This window comes from Alicyclobacillus sp. CIJ1 (assembly GCF_057538885.1).
Window position 1 is genome coordinate 44,124 of the sequence record NZ_BAAJPH010000134.1, and the last position, 24,518, is coordinate 68,641.

Below are 24,518 nucleotides of genomic sequence, written 5' to 3' on the forward strand. Positions count from 1 at the left end.
GGCGAGCAGCCAGCGCGCCCGACGGGTGCGCCGCATCTTTCCGGACGAGGTGGCGTTATGGGAGGCGGCGCATCTGGGTCACGTGTCTTGCCAAGCGGAGCGTAACCCAAGGCGCCGCGCGTGGTACTGCATGCGCTGACGGCTGATGCCAAGCGATCGCGCCGCGCGGGTGAGGTTGCCGGAGGCCGCTTCGTACGCCCGGCGAATGGCGTCGTCGGAGGGGCGTTCGGCGCGCGCCGCGTGCGCGCCTTCTTGCGGGGCGCCTTCGGCGAGGAGCGGGTGTGCGGATCGAAGCATCGCGGCCGAGATTTCCACGGCTTCGGGCCAGAGGGCCAGGGCGGATCGGACGGTCTGCTCGAGTTCGCGCACGTTCCCTGGCCAGTCGTGACTCGTCAAGAAAGCCAAAGCGCCGCTCGTGAGCCGCGCGTCGCGCCCTTCCCCATACTTGCGCAAGAAGGCCCGGGCCAAAAGCGGGATGTCCTCAGGCCTTTCCCGAAGCGGCGGCAGGTGGATGGCGATCGCGCCGATGCGGTACAGGAGATCCGGGCGCAGGAGCCCACGCGCCATCGCCTCCCTTGGCGGCACGTTCATGGCGGCCACGACGCGCGCGTCTGTCTGGACGGATCGCCTCGCGCCAATCGGCCAGATTTCGCCGTCTTGCAGTGCGCGCAACAGCTTTGCCTGCACGGCGGGGGACATGGCATGGACCTCGTCGAGGAACAGTGTGCCACCACTTGCGAGCTCGAGGACCCCCGCGCGGTCCACAGCGCCCGTGAACCCGCCTCGCCTCGTGCCAAAGAGCACGCTCTCCGCGAGCCCTTCCGGCCACGCTGCGCAGTTTTGCGCCAAAAACGGGCCGTGTTTGCGCGCGCTCGCCTCGTGAATGGCCTGGGCGAACAACTCCTTGCCCGTGCCCGTCTCGCCCACGAGGAGCACCGGCAGGTCCGTCCGCGCCGCGCGCTCGGCGAGATCGAGCGCCTGCCGCATGGCTCGGCTCTCGCCCAGGATGTCCGCGAACGAGTATCGGCGCCTGACGCGCGCGTCTGCCGCTTCCTGTGCAGTCTCGCGCGGCACCGCAATCTCTATGGCGCCGATGATCTCCCCCGCAACGACGACGGGCTTGGTGCGATTCTGGGTCACCACCCGCCGCCCGTTGCGCGCCACGTAGACCTGCTCGTCAATCTGCACCGGATGGCCGGTCTTCAGCGCCCGCCACAGCGTGCTCGTCTCCTCGTTGAGCTCGTACAGCTCAAACACGTTTTTCTCCAGCACCTCGTCCGGCCGATACCCGTCGATCTCGCCCATCACGCGGTTGTACACGCGCGTCCGCCCGTCGCGATCAACCGCGTGTACGCCGACCGGCGCGAATTCGAGGATCTCCTGATACAGCTTCCAGACGTCCGCCACCACGCTCGGTTCCATGCGTTCGCCTCCTCGCCGCCTGTCTCCGTTTTGCGGTTTTGCGCGCCGATTTTGCGCCGTCAGAATCATCATACACTGTTCTGGCGCGGCCCGGCACCTGGCACGGCGCTTGCTCGTATCTTGAGGCAGATTCCTTGAAGGAGGCGGTGCACGATGGCCGACGTGAAGACGCTCCCTGGACGGGCGAGCGCACCCCATCTGCAGGACGCGGAGGCGTACCTGGCGCGCGCGTATCGCCCGTTTTTGCCCGCGATGATCGCCAGAGCTGAAGGAAGCCTGCTCTTCGATCTCGACGGCAACCGGTACATCGACTTCGTGGGCGGCGTCGGCTGCCTGAACGTCGGACACAGCCACCCGAAGGTGGTGGCGGCCGTGATCGAACAGGCAAGGCGGTTCACGCACACGGACTACACGATGTTCCCGTACACACCGCTCATCGAGCTGGCCAAGCGCCTGGCGCCGAAGACCCGCATCCCGAACGCGAAGGGCCTCTTCTTCAACTCCGGTGCCGAGGCCGTGGAGAACGCCGTGAAGATCGCGAGGTGGGCGACGGGGAGGCCGGGCGTGATCGCGTTTGACGGTGCCTTCCACGGGCGGACGTACATGGCCATGAGCCTCACGAGCAAGCTTCACCCGTACAAGGCCCACTACGGCCCGTACGCGCCGGAGGTGTACCGGCTCCCGTACCCGAGCGCGACGCACGGGCCGCGTCTCGACGAGTTCCGGCGGTTTCTCGAGCGCGCCGCGGTGACGTGGTTCGATCCGGCCCAAATCGCGTGCGTCATCGCGGAGCCTATCCAGGGCGAGGGCGGGTACATCGTGCCGGTGGAAGGGTTCTTCCCACTTCTGCGCGAATTTTGCGATAAGCACGGGATCCTGCTCGTCGCGGACGAGATCCAAACCGGCTATGGGCGCACGGGGCGGTTTTTCGCCATGGAGCACGAGGGCGTGGTGCCGGATCTCATGACGTGCGGCAAGTCCATTGCGGCCGGACTGCCGCTTTCCGCCGTGTTCGGCCGGGCCGAGATCATGGACGCGCCAGCCGAGAACACGCTCGGCGGCACCTACGTCGGCAACCCGGTGGCTGCGAGCGCGGGGCTCGCGGTGCTCGACGTGATGGAGGAGGAGGGGCTCGTGGCGCGGGCCGAGGAGGTCGGCGCGCGCATCCGGGCGAAGCTCCTCGATCTCATGAGCGAGTGCCCGTTCATCGGCGACGTGCGCGGGCGCGGCGCCATGCTCGCCGTGGAGTTTGTGCACCATCGCGCCACGATGGAGCCGCACCCGGGCATGGTGGCGCAGATCCTGCGCCTCGCGATGGAGCGGGGGCTTCTGCTCATGAAGTGCGGCGTGTACAACAACGCGATTCGCTTCCTCTGTCCGCTCAACATCCCCTGGGACGTGCTGGACGAAGGGCTGGAGATTTTCGCGGCGGTGGTCCGCGAGGTGAAGGAGCGTGAGGCGCATGCATCGGTTTGACCCTTGTCTGAACTTCATCGGCGGCAGGTGGTGCGAGCCGAAGACGGGGCAGTACGGGGACAACGTCAACCCCGCAAACGGCGAGGTGCTCGGGGTGTGGGCGAGATCGGGCCCGGACGATCTCGACGACGCCGTGCGGGCGGCCCGCGAGGCGCAGGCCGCGTGGCGCCTCGTGCCCGCACCGGAGCGCGCGAAGGTGCTGCGGCGCGTCGCGGATCTATTGCGGGATCGCAAGGAGGAACTCGCGCGGACGCTGACGATGGAGATGGGCAAGGTCATCGAGGAGGCGCGCGGCGAGGTGCAGGAGGCCATCGACATGGCCGATTACATGGCGGGCGAGGGGAGGAGGCTCTTCGGCCAGACCACGCCCTCGGAACTGCCGGACAAGTTCGCCATGAGCGTGCGCGCGCCGGTGGGCGTGGTGGGGATCATCACGCCGTGGAACTTTCCCATCGCCATCGCGTCGTGGAAGTCGCTCCCAGCCATTGTCGCCGGCAACGCCGTGGTGTGGAAGCCCGCGGAGGAGACGCCGCTTCTCGCGCGGGCGTTTGCCGAGGTGTATCAGGAGGCCGGGCTGCCCGCGGGGGTGCTGAACGTCGTGTTCGGCGACGGCCCGGTGGTCGGCGAGGCGATGCTCCATCACCCTGGCATCGACGTCATCTCCTTCACCGGATCGACCGAGACCGGGCGGCACATCGCGAGCCGCGCGGGCGCGAATCTGAAGCGCGTGTCGCTCGAGATGGGCGGCAAAAACGCCATCACGGTGCTCGCCGACGCAGATCTGGACCTCGCCGTGGACGCCATCGTCTGGAGCGCCTACGGCACGAGCGGCCAGCGGTGCACCGCAGCGAGCCGCGTGATTGTGGAGCGAGAGGTGGAGGAAGCGTTGCTCGCTCGCCTGCTCCCGCGCGTGCAGGCGCTCCGCGTCGGCGACGGGCTGGATCCGGCCATCCAGGTTGGCCCCGTCATCCACGAGGAAGCGCTCGCGAAGATCGATGGGTACGTGCGGCTCGGCGTCGACGAAGGCGCGCGGCTCTTGACCGGCGGCCGCAGGCTGACGGAGGGGCCGCTGGCACGTGGCTTTTACTATGCGCCGACCGTGTTCGCGGGCGTCCGCCCCGACATGCGCATCGCGCAGGAGGAGATCTTTGGCCCGGTGCTCTGCGTGATGGCCGTGGACTCGTTCGAGGAGGCCATTCGCGTCAACAACGGCGTGAAGTACGGGCTCTCGGCCAGCATCTTCACGCGCGACGTCAACCGCGTGTTTCGCGCGATGCGCGATCTCGACACCGGCATCGTCTACGTCAACGCGGGCACGACGGGAGCCGAAATTCACCTGCCGTTCGGCGGCACCAAGGCCACCGGAAACGGACACCGAGATTCCGGCCAGGCCGCCCTCGACGTCTTCACGGAATGGAAGACCGTGTACGTCGACTACAGCGGTCGACTGCAGCGCGCGCAGATCGACAACAACTGACGAGACGAGATGGGCGCACCACCGTGTTCCGGCGATGCGCCCTCGCGTTCTTTTGCTCTCACGACCAGTAGGACCGCATCGATCCCGCCATCTGCAGCGCGGACTGGATGGGCGACGCCGCGCTGTTGGTGGTCTGGACCTCGTACACGTTCCCGTTCTGGCTCCAGATGACCGTCACCGTGACATTCATGCCAGACGGGTTTTGGTTGTCCACAATCACGCGGCCAACGCCGTCCGTCGCGGGAAGGGACGTGCTTGAGAGCGCGCTCACGAGCTTGTCCACAATCGGCGTCGGCGGCACCGACGTGTTCTCGTTCACCACCTGGAAGTTCCATCCGTTGTCCGACCAATACACGACGGTGGAGTTGCCCACGGTGGCCATTTGGGCCGAGTGGTTGTTCGGCAGCACGATACCTGTGCCGCCCGAGGGCATGGCGCCGCCGTGGACAGCGCTCGCGAACGAGGAAATGCTCGACGCCGCCTGGCTCGTCGAGACAAAGTGGTCCACTTCATATGACGCGTACGGCTGCCCGCCCGTCAACAGATCCACGTGATAGCCCACGAGGAACTGAGGCCCGTGCGCGCTCGGCTGTGTATTGTGGGCGTTGTACGACGTCGATCCCCCTCCCGCCGGCTGCGGCACGTAGGTCGGCGCATCCGCCCCTTGGAATCCGTTCTCGCCGAGGCTCGTCATGGCCTGCTGCACAATGGTCGGGAACGCGCTGGCGTCGGCCGGCTGCGATCCGCCCTGCGACGAGTTGCTCGTGTTTTGCATCGACGTGCTGTTTTCCGCCGCATTGGTCGTCGAGCCGCTGCCCGTCGAGTTCGAGACATTTGTGGTGTTGTTCTGCGGCTCTTGGGTCACGTTGGTCGCGTTCGTCGTGTTGTTCAGAGGCGGTGGGCTTCCGCCTGACGATCCGCCTCCGCATCCCGTCGCCAGGAACAGGGCTGCCGCCACTGAAAGCAACGCGTATCCGTAGGTTCTGGATTTCGGCATGTCGTGATCCTCCTCGAGGTTGGAAGCGCCGACGCGGGTCGGCTCCCTGGCCACGCGAATGGTATCTCTCCCTAAATCTCTTCGACGCCACCCCCCATTTTCCTGTCCGTGCCGCGCTTCGCCACCATTCGCTATTTCCCGAGAAATGTCGACGGCGCCCGACAGCGTTCGCAGGATTTGGTCGATGCGCGGCGTATTGTTCCAGCATGTGTGTCCTGCGTTCGAATCCAGCCCCATCTTATCGAAGCATCCGGAGGTGCTCGCCGTTTGTTTCGCCCTCGCGCTCTCGCAACGTTCGGTAAGCTTGGCGCGCTGCCGATTGCCGCGGCTGTTTCCGCGTATTTCGCCGCGCTTCCAAGTGTCTCTGCATCCATCCATGCCGCCCCTCCTTCCTCGAGTTCGGCGGGCGCATTCGTCGTCCCAGGCGTGGGGCAGGTGTCGGTTGCGTGGTGGCAGGAGGGTGGGCGCGTGTATGCGCCGCTTTCCGCCTGCGTCGCCTGGTTCAACCTCATGCACGTTCCTCAGGCCTTCACGTCGAGCGGATGGGTGGTGGGAGATCTCCCGTCTCCTGCGCAGGCGCCCCCATCTTCGGGCCCGCTTTTCATCTGGTATTGGCAGCCCGCTCACGGCGACGAGGTGACGTACGCGGGGCCCATCGACGCGCATGCCATCGCCAAAAGCGGTCAAGTCTACGTGGATGTGGATGCGCTGCAGCAGCTGTTGGCCGCCTTTCACGTCCAGACGCGCTGGCAAGGCTCGCAGCTGGCTGTGATCGATCCCGCCCCACAGGTGTCGCTCCCATCCTGGGGCGTCGCCTCATCCGCGTACCAAGTGCAGGGAGATCTGTGGCCCGAGCCGTGGTTCTACGGGGAAGCAGGCGTCACCTCTTCGGCGCTTTACAATCCGCTTACACCGGTTCTCCCTCTTCGCCTGAAGGCTCAGGATGGGTTTTCGGGCGAGGCGATGATTACGGTTCGCTCGCTTGCGCGCGCGGACGAAGTGCATCGCTACAGCGCCCGCATGATCCATGGCGCGCTCGACGCCACCATCCGCCTGCCTTTCACGGGACTTCTGGGCGTCGAGGTGGATGAAGTTCTCAACGCGTCGACGCTCCAGCTGCGCCCCTTGGCCTACAGCCGCGCCATCGAGTCCGCGGCGCCCAATCTCTCGCTTCAGAGCCTCGGGCTCCTTCAGAGTTGGTTTGTGAACCACAACGAGTCGCCGCAGGTAGCAGAACTTGCGGCTTCCATCGCGCACACGAGCCCAGGCGCACGGGCGCTCTCGCCGCAGCAGGTGGACGCAGAGATTCAGGCCATTTCGGACTGGGCGTCGCTGCACATCTGGTACAATTGGCCGGCTTACCTGCACGGTCAGGTTCCGTGGCAGCAGATGACCACCACGCTATCCCTTCACGAAGGCGTGTGCCAGGACATCTCGGGCGTCGCGGCGGGACTCCTGCGCGCGCTCGGGATCCCGGCGCTGGTCGTGCAGGGGCAGGGCCTGGGGCAACTTGGATGGGGTCCCCATCAGTGGGACGAGGCCTGGGACGGGCAGCGGTGGGTGGTCTTCGATCCAACGTTTGACGCCGTGTACACGAGCGATCAAGGCATCGCGCCGCCCTCTTCCGTCACGCACCACGACTTCGATCCGCCTCCGAGCGTGTTTGATCAAACCCACCGCGGCGGCCAGATCGCCGATTGGTAACCCGAACTTTGCAGCAGACGAGGAGAGGATGTTTGTGAACGTGCATCGATATGCCGAAAACCCGCTCATCACCCCGAAGGACGTGCCACCTTCGCACCCCGATATGCGCGTCATTGGCGCCTTCAATGCAGGTGTCGCTCGCGTGGGCGACGAGACCGTGCTCGTGCTGCGCGTCGCGGAGCAGGCGAGCGCGGACGAGGACGCCGTGGGCGTGCCTGTGTACAATCCCGCGCACCGAACCGTCGAGGTCCACTGGTTCAAACGTTCGGATCCGCACTACGACTTCTCCGATCCGCGCGCGGTGCGCCGCAAAGACACCGGCGAAACGGTGTGGCTCACGTCCATGTCTCACCTGCGCCTCGCGCGAAGCCGCGACGGCCGCCATTTCACCGTGGACGAGAAGCCGTTTCTCGCCCCCGAGACGCCCTATGAGGCGTTTGGCGTCGAGGATCCGCGGGTGGCCGAGATCGCCGGCGTGTACTACATCACCTACACCGCCGTGTCCGATCACGGCGTCGCAGTCGGCCTCGCCGCCACGCGGGATTTTCACCACGTCTGGCGCCTCGGCCTCATCCTGCCGCCGGAGAACAAGGACGCCGTGCTGTTTCCCGAGCGCGTCGGCTCTCACTACTACTTGCTCCATCGCCCTGCGCCGCGCGGCCTCGGCGAACTCGACATCTGGCTTGCCGAATCCCCCAATCTTCGCGCCTGGGGCAACCACCGCTTTCTGCTCGCACCCCGCAAGGACAGCTGGGACAGCCTGCGCGTCGGCGGAGGCGCCGTGCCCATCCGCACGGACAAGGGCTGGCTCATCCTGTACCACGGTGCCAACGCGAAGAACGAGTACGCCATGGGCGCTTGCCTCGTGGACCTCGGTGATCCGTCGCGCGTCCTGGCGCGATCGGCCGAGCCCATTCTCAAGCCCGAAGCGCCGTACGAGCAGGCGGGCTTCTTCCGCGGCGTCGTGTTCTCCTGCGGGGCATGGGTCGAGGGCGACGTCGTGCACATGTATTACGGGGTCGCCGACGAGTCGCTCGCGGGCGCGGACCTTTCCCTGCGCGACATTCTGGATACGCTCGCGTGAGGACCTAGGCGCGCCCGCTTGTCGCGCAGCCCCATGTCTCGCGCAGCCATCGCTTTTTTAGAGAATTTTTGATGTCGTGGCCGTCTTTTTCTTGTATATTGATCTTTAACAAGCGATAGGTGGTGGAATGCAGTTTGGACCAGGAAATCTTGTATCTGACGCGATCCGGCAAGGACCTCGCGCGCAAAACCCGCCGCTGGCTTCGCCAACATCCGGAGGCGACCCTCGGCGAGGTGGCCGAGCAGGTGCGCGAGCTATTTCAACTTCGCGATCTCGGCGATCTCGCCGATCGCCCGCTGCGCGAGCTGCCCGAGTGCCGCTGGATTGTCCTCGGCGAGAACGATAGGGGCCGCATTGAGGTGCAGAAGGACGTGGCTGGCCTGGGCGACGTCCGCTACGTGGAGACGAGAGGCTGAGGTCTTGGTCGCTTCGCAGGCGACGCAAAACAGGGGGGCTGCCGAACTACGGCGCCCCCTGTTTTCTTTCACATCACGCGCTTGCCAAACAGCGATTCCAGGAGTTCCACGGCCATGCGGCCCGTCTGGTTCCGGTGATCCAAAATGGGGTTCACCTCGACGACGTCGACCGAGAGCAGCTTGCCGCTCGCGGCCAAGAGCTCCATGGCGAGATGGCCCTCGCGGTAGGTAAAGCCGCCGTTGACCGGCGTGCCGACGCCTGGGGCGAACATGGGGTCGAGGGCGTCGAGATCGAGACTCAGGTGAATGCCGCGCGTGCCGTCCGACGCAATGCGGATGGCCTCCTGCATGACCGCGTCCATGCCTCGGCGATCCACGTCTTGCATGGTGAACACGTGAATGCCGGATTGGCGAATGAGCTCCCGCTCCTCAGGATCGATGGACCGCGCGCCGACGAGCACCACGTTTTCCGGCTTCACTTTCGGGCGAATCCCCCCGATGCCGGTGAGCGCTTCGTGGCCGAGGCCGAGGCTCGCGGCGAGCGGCATCCCGTGGATGTTGCCCGAGGGCGTCGTCTCGTCCGTGTTCATGTCGCCGTGCGCGTCAAACCAAATGACGCCAAACGGCTGCCCCGCGCGCGCGATGCCCGCCAGGCTGCCGATGGCGATGGAGTGATCGCCGCCCAGAATGACGGGCGTGTGACCGCCCTTCAGCACGCCTTCCACCTTCTCGCAGAGCGCCTCGCAGACGGAGACCACCTCGCGCAGGTACTTCAGCTTCTGATGCTCAATCCGCCTCGTCTCCGGCGTCGGCACCGGCACGTCGCCGAGATCGGACACCTCATAGCCGAGTCGCTCCAGCTTCTCTTTCAGCCCCGCGTAGCGGATGGCGCTCGGGCCCATGTCCACTCCGCGTCGGTTCTGGCCGTAGTCGGACGGGACGCCGATGATGTGAATGTCCTTCATGCCTCTCCCTGCTTTCTAGCGCGCCTCTCCCGCGAATACGCTCCGGATCTGCTCAAACGCCCACGCCAGGTCGTCTTCCGTGATGACGAGCGGCGGTGCGAAGCGAATGGTGTTTTCGTGCGTCTCTTTGCACAAAAGCCCCGCCTCTTTCAGCCGTTCGCAGTACGGCCGCGCCTTCTCGTGGAGTTCCATGCCGATGAACAGCCCCTTGCCGCGCACTTCTTTGATGGCGGGGTGCTTGAGTTCGCGGAGCCATCCGAGGAACTTCTCGCCCAGCGCGCGCGATTTCTCCGGCAGCTTCTCCTCGACGATCACGTCGAGCGCCGCGATGGCCACCGCCGCGCCGAGCGGATTACCGCCGAACGTCGACCCGTGCGATCCGGGTTCGAACACCCCGAGAATGTCCCGGTTCGCCGCCACGGCGGACACGGGGAACACGCCGCCGCCGAGCGCCTTGCCGAGGATGTACACGTCCGGCACGACGCCCTCCCAGTCGCACGCGAACATCTGGCCGGTGCGGCCGAGGCCCGTCTGAATCTCATCTGCCACAAACAGCACCCCGTGCTGACGGCACACTTCGTACGCCTCTCGCAGATAGCCTGCAGGCGGCACGATGATGCCCGCCTCGCCCTGGATGGGCTCGACGAGGAACGCCGCGGTGTTCTCCGTGATGGCCCTCTTCAGCGCCTCGATGTCCCCGTAGGGAATGATGCGGAAGCCGGGGGTGAGGGGGCCGAAGCCGCGCCGGTATTCCGGATCGCTCGAGAACGAGATGATGGTCGTGGTCCGCCCGTGAAAGTTGTGTTCGGCGACGATGATCTCGGCCTGGTCGTTCGGCACGCCCTTGACGTCGTACGCGTACCGCCTGACCGCCTTGATGGCCGTCTCCACCGCCTCGGCGCCCGTGTTCATCGGCAGCACCATGTCCTTGTGCGTGAGCTTCGCGATGCGCTCGTACAGCTGGCCGAGCTTGTCGTTGTAAAACGCGCGCGAGGTGAGCGTGATGGCGTCCGCCTGATCCTTGAGCGCCTGGATGATGCGCGGATGGCGGTGACCCTGGTTGAGGGCCGAATACGCGCTCAGCATGTCAAGGTAGCGGTTGCCCTCCGCGTCCCACACCCACACGCCTTCTCCCTTGACGAGCACCACGGGAAGCGGGTGGTAGTTTTTTGCGCCATATTGCTCTTCGAGCCGCAGCGCTTCGCGACTCGTCAACTGTGTCGCCATGCGATTCACCTCAACAGGCGGGCGAAACCGCCCGCCGAATTCCGTTACAGAAGCTCCGATACGCTCTTCATCTGCGTGAAGAGGAGCAGGTAGTCCGGGCCGCCGGCCTTTGAGTCGGTGCCGGACATGTTGAACCCGCCGAACGGGTGGACGCCGACGACGGCGCCTGTGCACTTGCGGTTGAAGTACAGGTTGCCGACGTGGAAGTGATGGCGCGCGTAGGCCAGGTGCTCGCGATTCGTCGACAGGACAGAACCGGTGAGGCCAAATTCCGTGCCGTTGGCCACGTCGATGGCCTCTTCGAACGACTTCACCTTCGTGAATGCCACCACTGGGCCGAAGATCTCCTCCTGCATGATACGCGCGTCCGGCTTCACGTCCGCGAATACCGTCGGCTGGATGAAGAAGCCGGTCTCGTTGGACGCCGTGCCGCCCGCGACGAGCCGCCCTTCGCCGCGCCCAATCTCGATGTAGGTGGTCACCTTCTCAAACGCCTTCTGGTCGATCACCGGCCCCGTGCCGACGCTCGCGTCCCGCACGTCGCCCACCTTGAACGCCTTCGCGATCTCGGCGACGCGATCGACGAGTTCATCGTAGAGCGACTCGTGCGCGATGACGCGCGAGCACGCCGAGCACTTCTGGCCGGAGAAGCCGAAGGCGGACTGGGCGATAATCTGCGCGGCCGCCTGGACGTCGTAGCCCTCGTCCACGACGATAGCGTCCTTGCCGCCCATCTCGGCGATGAACCGCTTGATCCAGCGCTGGCCGGGGATGCGCTTGGCGGCGAGCTCATTCAGGTGCAGGCCGACCTGCTTCGAGCCGGTGAAGGAAATGAACCGCACATCCTTGTGGCCGACCATGAAGTCGCCGATTTCGGCCGGATCGCCAGGGACAAAGTTGACCACGCCCGGCGGCATGCCGGCCTCTTCGAGCGCCTCCATCAGCTTGTAGGCGATGACGGGCGTCTGGATGGCGGGCTTCAAGAGGACGGTGTTGCCCGCGACGACGGCCGACACGGTCATGCCCGTCACGATGGCGAGCGGGAAGTTCCACGGCGGGATGATGGCGCCCACGCCGAGCGGGATGTACTCGATGTGGTTGTCCTCGCCCGAGATGGGTGTGAGGAGATCGTCCGCCCGGCGGGCGAGATCGATCATCTGGCGCCCGTAGTATTCGAGAAAGTCGATGGCCTCGGCGGTGTCCGCGTCGGCCTCCGCGCGGCTCTTGCCAGCTTCGAGCAGCATCCACGCGGAAAACTCGTGCTTTCTCCGGCGGATGATAGCCGCGGTCTTGAAGAGGAGCGCGGCGCGCTCGATGACCGGCATGCGCGACCAGGTCCGGTAGGCGTCCCAAGCGGCCTCGAGCGCCTGCTCAATCTCGTCCTTGCCGGCCATGGCGACGCGGCCGATGACCTCCGCCTTCTTGGACGGGTTGATGGACTCGATGTAGCGGCCGGTATCGATGCGCTTGCCGCCGATAATGAGGGGATACGTCCGGCCGAGCTCTCGTTCGACCTTGGCGAGGGCTGCGGCGAACGCCTCCTGGTTGGCCGGGTTGTGGAAGTACGTCAAAGGCTCTGGGCGATACGGAATCATCGTATGGCCTCCTTCGAAATCGTGTGATACGTAGGGCCAGGGTCCGCGCAGGCTCTACGAGTACTATCGAAGCAAACTTTGTGCCAAATGGCCAGCGCAGGGTCAGGCAGGTGTCGCATCCGAAGCGACAGGCACAAAAAGGGCCTTGCGCTTTTCGGACTCGGACTGCAAACTATGCTTGCATGCCGATCCGGGCAGGCGCGACATGGCTCTTTGTATATTGATGCAAGCGAGGCTGGAACATGCGGAGAGGAGGCGAGGAATGCGCGCGCAAGATGCGGAGGCTCGACGCACCTTGTTGGAAGCGGCGCTCGACGCGCTGGACGAGGGCGTGCACGTGGTGGACGCGGCGGGCGTCACGGTGTTTTACAACCGGAAGATGGCGGACATCGAGGCGATGGCGCGGGAGGACGTGCTGGGCCGTCGGATTGACGACGTGTTCTCGTTTCCGGACACCGCGGGGAGCACGCTGCTCGACGCGGTACGGCGAGGCGTGCGGCGCGACGACGTGCGCCAGACCTACTTTAACCGGCGGGGGCAGGCCATCACCACGGTGAATCGGACGTTCCCCGTCTATGCGGAGGGGCGGATACTGGGTGCGGTCGAGATCGCCCGGGATGTGACGAGCGTCGAACAGTTGAGGAGCACGGCCTTTGGACAGGCGGGCGTGCGCTACACGTTCGCGTCCATCATCGCGGAGAGCGCTGCGATGCGCGAGGTGCTCGAACAGGCGCGGCGCGCCGCGCGCACGGACTCCTCGGTGCTCATTGTCGGGGAGACGGGCACGGGCAAGGAGCTTCTGGCGCAGGGCATTCACGCGGCCAGCCCGAGGAGGGACGGGCCGTTTGTGTCGCAGAACCTCGCTGCCATTCCGGACACGCTCGTCGAGGGCATCTTGTTTGGCACGGCGCGCGGGGCGTTCACGGGCGCGGTGGATCGGCCGGGGCTCATCGAGCAGGCGAACGGGGGCACGCTTCTTTTGGACGAGCTGAACGCCATGTCGGCGTCCCTTCAGGCCAAGTTGCTGCGCGTGCTCCAGGAGCGCGTGGTGCGCCGCGTGGGGGACCTGAAGGATCGCCCCGTGGACGTGCGCATCCTCGCCACAATGAACGAAGAGCCAGGCCACGCCATCCGCGAGGGCCGGCTGCGGGCCGATTTGTTCTATCGCCTGAGCGTCGTGACGCTCACCGTGCCTCCACTGCGATCCCGCCGCGAAGACATTCCGCCGCTCGTGGCTCACTTCATCCGCCGGCTCAACGGCGCATTTGGGCTCCGGGTGGAGGGTTGCGAGCCGAGGCTGATGGACGCGTTCCTGGCGTACGACTGGCCCGGCAACGTCCGCGAGCTGGAGCACGTGATTGAGGGCGCCATGAACCTCATGGAGGATGAGGCGAAGATCGGGTTTCAGCATCTGCCAGGGCACGTGCGTCGCAGGCTGGAACAGGCGCTCGACGAGATGCAGGGAGACGGGGAACAGCGTGGGCGTGACGCGCGCGCCGAGGTGGTGCACGAGCCTGCGCCTGAAGGCGCTGCGGATGAGATCGGCCGAGATCGCCCATCGTTTCGCCAACTCGTCCGCGATTACGCTCGGACCGTGTTGCAGTCGGCGCTCGAAGAGACGCGCGGGAATGTCTCGGAGGCGGCCCGAAGGCTCGGCATGTCTCGGCAGAACCTGCAGTACTGGCTGCGAGAGGTGGGGGTCGATCCAGCGCGATACCGCGCCTGATGTATAGGCATGCAGGCTTGGATGGGCTGCTTGCATCGAAGCAAGCGCTTGTTTTACGTGCAAAGATGATGGGCACCGCCAAGCGCCATTGCACCCTGCTTCAGCGTGGGTGTGGCTCCGCGCGATGCAGGACGCGGGCGCGTCCGATGCTGCGCTCCGTCGCGCGCTTGGCACAAGATTTGCTAAACTACGGGAGTCAAACACGCCGCGGCCGCACGTGTAAGCGTTGTCGCGAGCCAGATGAGGAGAGACGACGTCGCGCATGAAGCAATTGGACGACATTCTGGAAAAGGAATCGAAGTTGCGCCGCGGGATGCAGGCGCGCCACATGTTCATGATTTCCATCGGCGGGGTCATCGGGACGGGGCTGTTTCTGAGCTCCGGCTACACGGTGAACCAGGCCGGGCCGGGCGGTGCCGTGCTGGCGTACGTGCTCGGCGGCGTCATTGTGGCCATCGTCATGATGTGCCTCGGCGAACTGGCGACGGCCATGCCGGTGGCGGGATCGTTCAAGACGTACGCGCAGGAGTTTATCAGTCCATCGATTGGCTTTTTGAGCGCTTGGCTGTACTGGCTAAACGGCGCGTTTACCATCGGCGGCGAGTGGATTGCCGCGGACATCATCATTCATCAGTATCTGCCGCACGTGCCGGACGTGGTCTGGTATGCGATTTTCGCCGCCATCTACCTGGCGCTGAACCTCACGCGGGTCGGGGTGTACGGCGAGAGCGAGTTCTGGTTTGCGAGCATCAAGGTCATCGGCATCATCGCGGCGTGTATCGCGGGCGTGCTGGCGCTGTTTGGGCTGACGGGTCACCCGGCGATTGGTCTGCGCAACTACACCGGGCAGGGCGGGCTCTTTCCGCATGGGCTCGGCGCGGTGTTCCTCGCGCTCGTGCCCGTGAGCTTCGCGTACAGCGGCACAGAGCTCATCGGCATTGCGGCGGGGGAGAGCAGGGACCCGGCCAGGTCAGTTCCGCGCGCTGTGCGGACCACGAGCGTGCGCATTCTGCTCTTCTACGTCATCTCGATGATCGTCCTCGTCGGCATCATTCCCTGGCAGAAGGCGGGCGTGAACGACAGCCCGTTTGCGACCATCTTCCAAGTGGCAGGAATCCCGTACGCGCACCTCATCATGGACCTCATCGTCATCACGTCGGCGCTGTCGGCCGGATCGTCCTGGACGTACGCCTCGTCGCGGCTGCTCTGGTCCATGGCGCTGGACGGCATGGCGCCGCGGTTTTTGACGTATCTCTCGAAGCAGAAGGTGCCCGTGTGGTCGGTCATCGTGACGCTCGTCGTCGGCACGCTGTCCCTGTGGTTGTACGACGTCTCGCCGAATACGCTGTACCTGTGGATTGTCTCCGGCATAGGGCTCATCGCCGTGCTGTCGTGGGCCATCATTTGCGCCTCGCAGATCGGCTTCCGGCGCAAGTACGTGCGCGAGGGCGGCGACGTGTCGAAACTCGCGTACCGCACGCCCGGTTACCCGGTGGTGCCGATTCTTGGCGTCGTGCTGAACCTTGCCATCGCGGTCAGCCTGCTTTTTATCCCGGGCCAGCGGGTCGCCATTTACGCCGGCGTTCCCATCATCCTGTTGGTGCTCCTAGGCTACTACTTCATCTACAAGCCGAGGATGGCGAAGTCGTGATGCAATCGCTCGGTCTCGAGCTCTCCATGAAACAGGAACTCAGGCTCACGGCGGAGATGCGGCTTTCGCTGCGCATCTTGGCGCTCTCGTCTGCCGATCTCGCCGACGAACTGGAGCGATTCGCGGAGGAAGAGCCGTGGTTTCGTTATGAGCGACCACGGCCAGCCATCGTCTCGCGCGCCGAGGACGTCGATCCCTTGGCGCGCGTCGCGAGCCGCGAACCGCTTGAGGAGCGGCTGAAGCAGGAGCTCCGCCTCATGGACCTCCCGGCCCCGGTGCTGCGCATCGCGCTCTATCTGGCGGACGATCTCGACGAGCGCGGCTACCTCGCCGAGCCCATCGACGTGATCGCCCGGCGCCTCGGCGCCTCGCCAGCCCAAGCGCGCGAGGCGCTCGCCGCGCTCCAGTCGTGCGATCCGCCCGGCATCGGCGCCGAAGATCTGACATCCTGTCTCCTCCTGCAACTGCGCCATGAGCGGGAGCCCCTGAAGTCGCTCATGGCTTCCATCATCCGCTGCCATCTGAGCGACGTCGCGGAAGGTCGCTTGGACGACATTGCGTCGAGCCTGTCGGTGTCCTTGGAACAGGTGGAGGAGGCCGTGCGCCGCATCCGCCGCCTGACGCCCGCGCCAGCCGTCGCCGCCTCGAACGATCCCGTCGCCCCGTTGATGCCGGACGTCGTCGTGCGAAAGGCGGAGGGCGAGTGGATTGTCGAAGTGACGGAGTGGGCCGCGCCGCGCTTGGAACTTCGCGCGGAATATCGGCGATTGATGCAGCGCGGAGAGGAAGAGGCGCGTCGGTTTGTCTCGGCGCGGCTCAAGCGCGCGGCCTGGCTCACACGCGCCATTGAGCGCAGACGCTTGACGCTCCAGATGGTGGCGGAGGCGCTCGTGAGGCGCCAGCAAGCTTATCTCGAGCGAGGGCCCGTGGCCATCCGCCCCCTCCGCTTGGCCGACATCGCCGACGAGCTCGGCGTGCACGAGTCGACTGTGAGCCGCGCCGTTAAGGACAAGATCCTCGGTTCTCCCCAAGGTCTGATTCCGATGGAGCGCCTATTTTCGGTGGAGGTGGCCCCGGGGTGGTCGCAGGAGGCGGCGAAAGCGCGCCTCGCGGAAATTGTGCGGGCGGAGGACAAGGCGAGCCCTTTGTCCGACCAGGCGATTGCGAATCTTCTGGCTTCCGAGGGCTGCAGGCTCTCGCGCCGCGCCATCGCGAAATACCGCGAGGCGCTCCGCATCCCAAACTCCTTTCAGCGCAGGCGCTGAGCTTGATGTTCTGCTGCCGCCCACTGGAAATGCGGTGCGGTGCGTTCGATTCGCGCGCCGCTGGACGAGAGCCCGTGCTTGCCGCAATAACCCAGCGGAACTTCATGCACCGTCCTGCACGGTGCCATCGCCGCCTTCCTCGCCAGCCTCCGCCTCGCCATTGGGGCGTGGCCCAGCGTCGTTCGCAGTCGAATGCCACGCGTTCAGCGGGCCATCTGCAGGGACTGAGCTTGATTCGGTGCGTTCGGCCACCGCCTCAGCGTCCGGCCACAGGTCGAACATCGCGACGAATTCATCGCGCACGCTCTCGACCGCCTTCAATTCGCCGAGGAGCGTCGGCCTTAGATCCGCGAATTCCGGCTGATCCAGTTGGCGCAGAAGCGTCGCTCGGCGAACATTCAAGAACTCGAGAAACTGCAGTGCGCGCCCACGGCGGAACGTCTGCGGGCCGGCAGGTCGGCCGAGCCCCAGGTGTTCTCCATGCCCGCGAAGATGGCCGCCGTGAACTTCCCGCCCGCGATGATGATGGGGATGTGCATGTCGCATGCGATCACGACCTTTCGAATTCTTTTGTATACGTTTGTATGCGATCTTACACGTCTCATCCGTGACTGTCAACTTTCTTCGGCGTACGCCGTGGTTTGCTGGGACCGCTGAAGACGGAAAAACGACCGGGACATCACGCATCCCGGCCGTTTTTCACGCCATCCGGCCATTTTTCTTTGGCTTTCCCCTTTACCCCTACATGGGGCCGCGCCAGATGACCACGAAGTTGGAGAAAAGCAAAGGCCACCCACGCGCTAACCGCGGGTGGCCGGTTGCACAACTCGCTCCCTCAGGCCTTATGTGCCCAGATGACGACCTGAGATCTTCGCGTCCACCGTCGTGCCGAATGTACACTATTCTATGCTGAGTATACCCCCGGGAGTGGGGCAACGTCAATCGCCTCGAACCTGGTCGTCGCATGGTTTCACCCCTGCCCGGCTGGTGACACCCCGAATCCAATGAGAAATGTTTCCGATCTGCCCTTAAAAAATCGTCTTGACGATCGAACCGTATCCATGTCGCTGGTTGTCGATGAGGTCCGATCACCAGGAGAGAAGGGTGTGTTCACATTGGCGTTCAGCTTCCGCGGAGCCATCGCTCGAAGCGCGAGTGCGGTGGTCGCCGCCATGGCCGCCTCGCAGGTGCAGCTGCACGCGCAGACCGCGCCGGCCGGTGCTCCGCAGGACCTGACCGGACTGGGCCAAGTTTCGGTGTCCATCGACGGTGTGCCGGATCCGGTGTTCGCGGCCGAAGAGGCCAAGTATCCAGGGGACGTCACCTCGTTCGACACGTGGCGAGGTTTCAGCCACCAGGGCAAGCGCGTGATCACCCTCGCGCTGCCGAAGGCCGCGGACGTCGTCTCCGTGTCGGTCCGAGCACTTCAGGATTTTCCTCTGGGCATCTACTTTCCGCGCTACGTCGAGTTTCAGTTCGAGTCGAACGGCAAATGGTATAGCGCCGGGCGCGAAGCTTCCGCATATCCATTGAGCACGCGCAATGTGATGGCGCAGACCTTTACGTGGTCGTCGCAAACCGGCGTGGAAGCGTCAGCGGTCCGAATCATCGTCCCTGTCGACGTGTGGGTCTTCCTGGACGGTTTTGACGTCAAGGGCTTCTTGAACGTCAATGGGGCGCCTGCCAGCACGCTGACACCGGTTGCTTCCAATCCGGACAAGCCGCTTGGGCCCCTTCTGCCTACGGCGCCGAACGCGTACGGGATCCGCAACATGTTGCTGGTCGAGACGGGCGCCAACGGCTTGCTTGGGACGTGGAGCGAGCAGGACTTCGTGCCGATGCTTGCCTACGTGAATGACAGTGGTCAGATCACGGCGCCTTTATTCGACACGATACTCTTCCTTCCCTACGGTTCCGTGCCGACAACGCAGGTGGGACTTTCCGCGTATCTTCAAGACCTGTTCTCGCCTGGTAAACAGCTTTCTGCGCTCAACGAGGCTGTGGGTTACGTCAATCAGGTGCTGCACCGTCCCGGTTACAAGGAGCGCGTTGTACTCTCGTTGCCCTACTTCGCCTACGGCCAGACCACCTTCGGCACCATCGGCGGGTCCACCGTGACCTTCGCCGGTTCCCCGGCCGATCCCGACGCCCTCGCGGCCCGCGAAACCGCCGAAACGTGGTACTTGCAGCAGTTGCTCGACGACTGGAACCGCGCGGGATTCAGCAATTTGCAGCTCGTCGGCCTGTACTGGAACGAGGAGCAGTTCCGCGAAACCATGCCGGGCGAAGCGGCGTACGTGGCGTTTGCCTCGCAGCTGGCTGCTGCGCATCATCTCCCTCTGTTTTGGATCCCGTTCTACGGGGCAGCGGGTATCCCCGACTGGAAGAGCCTCGGCTTCTCCGCCGCATGGATTCAGCCGAATTTCGTCGAGCAGGGTTCGCAAGCGTATCTCGCCCGCATGGTGAATGCCGCACAGACCGCGGCCCAGTACGGCATGGGGGTCGAGGTGGAGCTCACGGGCATCAGCCAGCAGGACCAGGCGCTTTACGACAGCTCGCTGGCGCAGCTGTCCGCGTATGGTTTCGGAACCAATCAGGCGTCGCACGCGTACTACGACGGATCAAAGCTTCTCTTGACCTCGGCGAAATCCACGGGACAGGCCCGGGTCGCGTACGACACGACGGCGAGCTTTATTGCGGGGGTGGCCATTCGTGGCGGTTCATAATGCCTGGTTCGCCGCGCCCTTGTGTGCGGGCGCGCTTTGTCTTCCCTGGCCGGTTCAGGCCGCGGCCGCGACCGCGTTGGCCAAGGGGCAGGCCAGTTTCTCGTCCATCCGCGTGTCGGTTGGCACTTCGACCCTGTCCGTCCCGACACTCCTCCAAGGCACTCAGACGGATATCGCCCTGTGGGACTTGATGCAGGTATTGAACCAGATCGGTTTCTCCGCCTCGTGGTCAAAGGGCCAGTTCGTCATCTCGGCGCCGGTGTCCGTGCCCGTCAACGACGCGCCGGGTCCCGCAGGCAAGGGAGGAGCTGAGGTCGTGATCGACGGCCAAGTGGTCGAGCGCGTTCCCACGGCCATCGCCACACCGCCTGGTGCATCGTCGCCTGAGGTGTTCCTCCCGCTCTCCAATGCGGAAGAGATCCTCGCGCGGCTGGGCATCCAGACGACGCTCAATGGGAACCAGTTGGACCTTGACACGTCGGCCGTGCCGCAGCCCTTGCCGAACAACGAGGTGGCGGTCTGGAACGTGCTGGCTGCGTTTGCGTCCGATCTCGGCCTGCCCTCGGCGCCGGCCGGATCGAGCGCCTACACGGATCTGTCGGCGGCGTCCCCTGCCTGGGGCGTGGTGCAGGCCGCGATTCGCGAGGGCTGGTACCAACCGCCTTCGCCGACATCGTCTGGGGCATTTCAGCCCATCACCTGGGGTGAGGCCGCGCAAATTCTGTGGAATGCCCTTGGCATTTCGATGCAGGATGCGGCGTATCAGCCCGGGGGATCGCCTACGGCGTGGGCAAGCGCCATCGGGCTCGTTCCAGAAAACTGGGATCCAGCTTCGAACATGACAGCGCAGGAATTGGACACGCTGGCGTCGAATTTGCACGAATGTCTGCAAGGTGATGTCGAAACGGCTGCAAACACCTGGCGGCTGTGGTATCCGCCGGCCGATGAATATCAAGCCACGCTCCAATCCGGGGGTGGTCAGCCGCTGTTTGCGTCCACGGCTGACGCGCAGGCAGCCATCTCGGCGACCTACCAATTTTTCAATGAGCTTGTGGTGACGCAGAGCGGCCAGCATTGGTTTCTGACCCTGCCCTCCGTCCCGAGCGGGTACGGGTTTGCCACGCTCTCCGCGCTCGGCGGTCTGTCGTACCAGACGAAGCCGGGAGGCGCGTGGATTTCGGCGCCGTCTCTGGATACGCGGGACGTGTCCGTCCCCAAGCAAGGCAGGCTCATCGTGACCATTCCTCCGGATGGGCTCATGATCACCCGGAACCAGATGATGCCATCCTTGGGCGGGACGGTGGCGCTCGGGGCATTGGACGTGAGCCCTGGCGTGTCGGGGCCGTCAGTCCAGCGCGTGAACATCGCATCGCCCAACTTGCCTCCACCCATCACGTCGTCGGTCGCTTCCCTGCATGTGCAGCAATGAGAATGGAGGTCATGGTTGTGAAGACGCATCGCCTGCTCGCGGTCATGGCGCTGCCAGCCACGGTGCTTTGGACGACGCCGGCGTCTGCGCTGGCGCAGACCTCGAGCTCGCCGAGCGCTTCGGCGTCGTCGCTTAACGTGCCCGTGGCGGCTCTCACACTTGCGGGCGTTCAATCGTATCCCATGTTGAGCTATGGATCCACGGGCGCCTATGTGGCCATTTTGCAGAATGCGCTGAATGCACTGGGCTATGACGTGGGACAAGCCACCGGTGTCTTCGACGCCACCACACAGGCACAGGTCAAGGCGTTTCAACAGGCCGAAGGCCTCGGCGTCGATGGAATCGTCGGGCCGCTGACGTGGGGGGCTTTGGCCAAGGCCGTCGCGGATTATCGCCAGGTGATGACCGTGCTCACGCGTCAAAGCTCCTTCGTTCAGAACGTCGAATGGAAACGGATTGTCTGGAACGGGCAACTCATTTCGAAGCCCGTCGGCTTCACGTATCAGGGGACGGCCTACATGCCCATTTGGTATGTGATGGAGGCGCTTCGCAAGGCCGGGATCGCGAGCACGTGGTCGGGGGGTGTGTGGACGCTCACACCGCCTAAGGGACAGAACGTGGACTACGGCAAAATCTCTTACGGCCCTGGCAGCGCCGCCATCGCCATCGGCCAGACGGTGGTCGCGAATGTGCCCGCGGTGGTGTATCCAGATCCGGCGTCGGGCAAGCTGACGACGTTCATGCCCGTGTGGTACGTGATGAACGCGCTTCAGCGGCTTGGAATCGCGTCGACATGGCAGGGCACCGAATGGGATATGAAGCCGGCTCCGGTCGTCATCGAAACGGGCGATCCGTCCTCCAACTCCACGGGTTCAGAGGGGCCTGGCGCGGACAACGGCACAGGCAACTCGACAGGCAATAGCACAGGCAACGCCACCGGCGCCCTGCCCGGCGGCAACACCGTGACCAACGTGACGAATGCGACCGGACCAGCCAACGCCACAGGTAACGGCGTGAGCAACGGAACCGGGAACGCCACGAGCCCCGGCAATTCCACGGGGAACGCTGTCGGAAACAGCACGTCAAATGGCACGGGCAATTCGGCGGGGAATTCCACCGGCAATTCGTCGGGCGGATCGAGTGGGCTGTCGTTCACCAATGTGGATCTCCGCTATCCGGCGCCGTCCAACATCAATGCGCAGAGCATCAATCAGTTCTTGCTCGAGAACAGCTCCCCGCTGAACGGGCTCGGCAATTCGTTCATGGACGCACAAAACCTGTACAGTGTGGACGCCAACTATCTGGTCTCCCACGCCATCCTCGAGAGTGCATGGGGTCAGAGCCAGATTGCTCTGCAGAAGAACAATTTGTTTGGCTATGGCGCGTACGACTCGAATCCGGGGCAGGACGCGGGCGTGTTCCCAAGCGACGACTACGCCATTCGCTTCGAGGCGTGGACGGTGCGGATGAACTATCTCACGCCCGGCGCGAGCCTGTATGTCTCTCCGACGTTAAGCGGGATGAACGTCAATTATGCGACGGCGAAGACGTGGGCGAGTGGCATCGCGGCCCTGATGACGCAGTTCGCGACATCCGTTGGGTCGAGCGTGAGCGCGTATGTGCAGTATTCGCCGTCCAACAATCCGCCAGCCCCGAAGTCGACGGCCGAGCCGGTGTATTACGTGAACGGGGCGCAGGGTGTCACACAGCCGGATCCGTATTACCCCAACCAAGGCGTTCCGTACTACCCGAGCATCGCCCAGGGCGAGAATCAGCAGTTCTTCGGCCAGCTCAGCGTCGGCAGCTTCGGGCAGCCTGTGGTGGAAATCCAGCGATTCCTCAACCAAACCATCAACGCGGGGCTCACGGTCGACGGCCAGTTCGGCCCCCTGACGCAAGCGGCGGTGGAAAAGTTCCAGTCGCAGGTCATGCACATGTCGAACCCGAATGGCGTCTGGACGTTCAGCATGTGGGTCCAGTACATTCAGCCCTCGCAATCCAATGCGAATCTCATCCCCGCGGGTACGACGGTGAAGATCGATCAGATTGCCGAAGGCATGGCGGGGCCGTACGTCGTACCTTGGTACCACGTCGTGGGCTACGGCTGGGTGGACTCGCAGTATATCAAGCTGACCAACGTGTATCGGGTCATTGTCCGGAACCCGGCGGGGACAGCGACGACGATCCCGGTCTATCAGGTAGGGGATCTGTCGAAGGTCTTGTTGAACCTGCACAGCGGCGATTGGGTGGTGGCCAATTCCGCGCAGCCCTCGGGCGGCGTGTACACGATTCAAATTGCCGCGCAGGATCCGGTGGTTTCGAACGGCTACGCGGCCGATACGCTGCTGACCGGCGTGATACCTGCCAACGGCACCGTGACCCTGGTGCCGCAAAGCTGAGGACGCAAGGGCGCCGCCTGCGACGGGCGGCGCTTTGCGCTTGATTATCCGTTGACCATCTCGCCGCCATTCACATGAAGAACCTGCCCCGTCATGTATGACGAGTCGGCCGACGCGAGGAACACATACGCTGGCGCCAACTCTGCCGGCTGGCCGGCGCGCCCCATCGGCGTGTCGCTTCCAAACTTGGTCACCTCGTCCGCCGCGAAGCTCGCCGGAATGAGCGGCGTCCACACGGGGCCAGGCGCCACGGCGTTTACGCGGATGCCCTGTTTCGCCAGCGACAGCGCGAGCGATCGCGTCAGGGTCACAATGGCGCCCTTGGTGGCCGCATAGTCGATGAGGGTCTCGTGGCCGCGATAGGCCGTGATCGACGCGGTGTTGATGATGCACGCGCCCGGCTTCATGTGCGGAAGCGCGGCCTGAATCATGTAGAAGTAGCCGAAGACGTTTGTTGCGAACGTCATCTGCAACTGTTCCGGCGTGATGTCGAGAATACTCGGCTGCGGATGCTGGCGTGCCGCGTTGTTGACCAGAATGTCGACTTTGCCGAATTGTGCGATGGCCTGCTGTACGACGCGATCGCATTCGGCCTTGTTGGACACGTCAAATGCCAACTGCTGCGCGCGGCGACCGTACCGCACGACGTGTTGCACCGTCTCCTCGGCGTCCGATTCTTCGTCTCGATACGCGATGACGACGTCCGCGCCCTCTTTGGCAAACGCGACGGCCACCGCGCGGCCGATGCCACTGTCGCCGCCCGTGATGAGTGCCACCTTGTCCTTCAGTTTGCCCGCGCCGCGGTACTCGGGGTGATCGAAAAACGGGCGCGGATTCATCTGTGACTCGATGCCAGGCTGGCGATCTTGATGCTGCGGCGGAAACGACGTCGGATACGACGGCGCTTGCGCCGCTTGGGGTGGGGCAATGGTGGTGGGCATGGGTCACGCTCCTCTCCA

Annotated in this window: 18 protein-coding genes and 1 riboswitch; of the genes, 11 read left to right on the plus strand and 7 right to left on the minus strand. The window is 64.6% G+C overall.

From position 1 onward, the window contains the following. Window positions 1-78 precede the first annotated feature (78 nt). Window positions 79-1,422: a sigma-54 interaction domain-containing protein gene (locus tag AC27E8_RS11975; RefSeq protein ID WP_487098978.1), complete on the minus strand. Its 1,344-nt coding sequence runs from the start codon at window positions 1,420-1,422 to the stop codon at window positions 79-81. A gap of 153 nt (window positions 1,423-1,575) precedes the next feature. Here AC27E8_RS11975 and gabT point away from each other — a divergent pair, with 153 nt between their 5' ends. Both gabT and AC27E8_RS11985 read left to right on the plus strand, forming a co-directional pair. Then, on the plus strand, window positions 1,576-2,898 hold the full coding sequence (gabT, locus tag AC27E8_RS11980) for a 4-aminobutyrate--2-oxoglutarate transaminase (protein ID WP_487098979.1): 1,323 nt from the start codon (window positions 1,576-1,578) through the stop codon (window positions 2,896-2,898). Next, a complete protein-coding gene (locus AC27E8_RS11985) occupies window positions 2,885-4,375 on the plus strand; it encodes an aldehyde dehydrogenase family protein (protein ID WP_487098980.1) in 1,491 nt (496 codons plus the stop codon). Before gabT ends, AC27E8_RS11985 begins: the two co-directional genes overlap by 14 nt. Window positions 4,376-4,433: 58 nt before the next feature. Here the strand turns inward: AC27E8_RS11985 and AC27E8_RS11990 are convergent, their stop codons facing one another. Continuing rightward, window positions 4,434-5,372 (minus strand): hypothetical protein, encoded by a 939-nt coding sequence (locus AC27E8_RS11990; RefSeq protein WP_487098981.1) that lies wholly within the window; start codon window positions 5,370-5,372, stop codon window positions 4,434-4,436. A 267-nt stretch (window positions 5,373-5,639) separates the two neighbouring features. On the opposite strand from AC27E8_RS11990, the gene AC27E8_RS11995 reads away from it, so the two are divergent. From AC27E8_RS11995 to AC27E8_RS12005, 3 genes are all read left to right on the plus strand, one after another. Continuing rightward, window positions 5,640-7,076, plus strand: a complete 1,437-nt coding sequence (locus AC27E8_RS11995) for a transglutaminase-like domain-containing protein (protein ID WP_487098982.1) — start codon at window positions 5,640-5,642, stop codon at window positions 7,074-7,076. A 28-nt stretch (window positions 7,077-7,104) separates the two neighbouring features. Next, window positions 7,105-8,160 (plus strand): glycoside hydrolase family 130 protein, encoded by a 1,056-nt coding sequence (locus AC27E8_RS12000; RefSeq protein ID WP_487098983.1) that lies wholly within the window; start codon window positions 7,105-7,107, stop codon window positions 8,158-8,160. Window positions 8,161-8,294: 134 nt separating this feature from the next. Beyond that, window positions 8,295-8,576: a hypothetical protein gene (locus tag AC27E8_RS12005; RefSeq protein WP_487098984.1), complete on the plus strand. Its 282-nt coding sequence runs from the start codon at window positions 8,295-8,297 to the stop codon at window positions 8,574-8,576. Between the two features lie 68 nt (window positions 8,577-8,644). Here AC27E8_RS12005 and rocF read toward each other — a convergent pair whose 3' ends face one another. From rocF to pruA, 3 genes are read right to left on the minus strand one after another with little or no spacing between them, the layout of a single operon-like run. Further along, window positions 8,645-9,541: an arginase gene (gene rocF / locus AC27E8_RS12010; RefSeq protein ID WP_487098985.1), complete on the minus strand. Its 897-nt coding sequence runs from the start codon at window positions 9,539-9,541 to the stop codon at window positions 8,645-8,647. 15 nt (window positions 9,542-9,556) lie between these two features. After that, the gene (locus tag AC27E8_RS12015) at window positions 9,557-10,768 is read right to left on the minus strand and encodes an ornithine--oxo-acid transaminase (RefSeq protein WP_487098986.1); all 1,212 of its coding nucleotides are present in this window, start codon (window positions 10,766-10,768) and stop codon (window positions 9,557-9,559) included. A 44-nt stretch (window positions 10,769-10,812) separates the two neighbouring features. Beyond that, on the minus strand, window positions 10,813-12,363 hold the full coding sequence (gene pruA / locus AC27E8_RS12020; RefSeq protein WP_487098987.1) for an L-glutamate gamma-semialdehyde dehydrogenase: 1,551 nt from the start codon (window positions 12,361-12,363) through the stop codon (window positions 10,813-10,815). Window positions 12,364-12,625: 262 nt separating this feature from the next. Between pruA and AC27E8_RS12025 the strand changes: the two genes are divergently transcribed. From AC27E8_RS12025 to rpoN, 3 genes are all read left to right on the plus strand, one after another. Further along, the gene (locus AC27E8_RS12025) at window positions 12,626-14,089 is read left to right on the plus strand and encodes a sigma-54 interaction domain-containing protein (protein ID WP_487098988.1); all 1,464 of its coding nucleotides are present in this window, start codon (window positions 12,626-12,628) and stop codon (window positions 14,087-14,089) included. 262 nt (window positions 14,090-14,351) lie between these two features. Further along, a complete protein-coding gene (locus tag AC27E8_RS12030) occupies window positions 14,352-15,740 on the plus strand; it encodes an amino acid permease (protein WP_487098989.1) in 1,389 nt (462 codons plus the stop codon). Further along, the gene (rpoN, locus tag AC27E8_RS12035) at window positions 15,740-17,005 is read left to right on the plus strand and encodes an RNA polymerase factor sigma-54 (protein WP_487099042.1); all 1,266 of its coding nucleotides are present in this window, start codon (window positions 15,740-15,742) and stop codon (window positions 17,003-17,005) included. The genes AC27E8_RS12030 and rpoN overlap by 1 nt, the downstream gene beginning before the upstream one ends. A gap of 102 nt (window positions 17,006-17,107) precedes the next feature. Here rpoN and AC27E8_RS12040 read toward each other — a convergent pair whose 3' ends face one another. Then, window positions 17,108-17,551, minus strand: coding sequence for a hypothetical protein (locus AC27E8_RS12040; RefSeq protein ID WP_487098990.1), 444 nt, complete (start codon window positions 17,549-17,551; stop codon window positions 17,108-17,110). A gap of 257 nt (window positions 17,552-17,808) precedes the next feature. Next, window positions 17,809-17,892: riboswitch (cyclic di-GMP riboswitch) on the minus strand. A gap of 219 nt (window positions 17,893-18,111) precedes the next feature. On the opposite strand from AC27E8_RS12040, the gene AC27E8_RS12045 reads away from it, so the two are divergent. Genes AC27E8_RS12045 through AC27E8_RS12055 form a run of 3 tightly spaced genes read left to right on the plus strand, consistent with a single transcriptional unit; the run spans window position 18,112 to window position 23,559 of the window. After that, on the plus strand, window positions 18,112-19,731 hold the full coding sequence (locus AC27E8_RS12045) for a DUF4855 domain-containing protein (protein ID WP_487098991.1): 1,620 nt from the start codon (window positions 18,112-18,114) through the stop codon (window positions 19,729-19,731). Then, window positions 19,718-21,160 (plus strand): hypothetical protein, encoded by a 1,443-nt coding sequence (locus AC27E8_RS12050; protein ID WP_487098992.1) that lies wholly within the window; start codon window positions 19,718-19,720, stop codon window positions 21,158-21,160. Before AC27E8_RS12045 ends, AC27E8_RS12050 begins: the two co-directional genes overlap by 14 nt. Window positions 21,161-21,171: 11 nt before the next feature. Next, window positions 21,172-23,559: a peptidoglycan-binding protein gene (locus tag AC27E8_RS12055; RefSeq protein ID WP_487098993.1), complete on the plus strand. Its 2,388-nt coding sequence runs from the start codon at window positions 21,172-21,174 to the stop codon at window positions 23,557-23,559. Between the two features lie 44 nt (window positions 23,560-23,603). Here AC27E8_RS12055 and AC27E8_RS12060 read toward each other — a convergent pair whose 3' ends face one another. Beyond that, window positions 23,604-24,500, minus strand: a complete 897-nt coding sequence (locus tag AC27E8_RS12060) for an SDR family oxidoreductase (RefSeq protein WP_487098994.1) — start codon at window positions 24,498-24,500, stop codon at window positions 23,604-23,606. Between the last annotated feature and the right edge of the window lie 18 nt (window positions 24,501-24,518).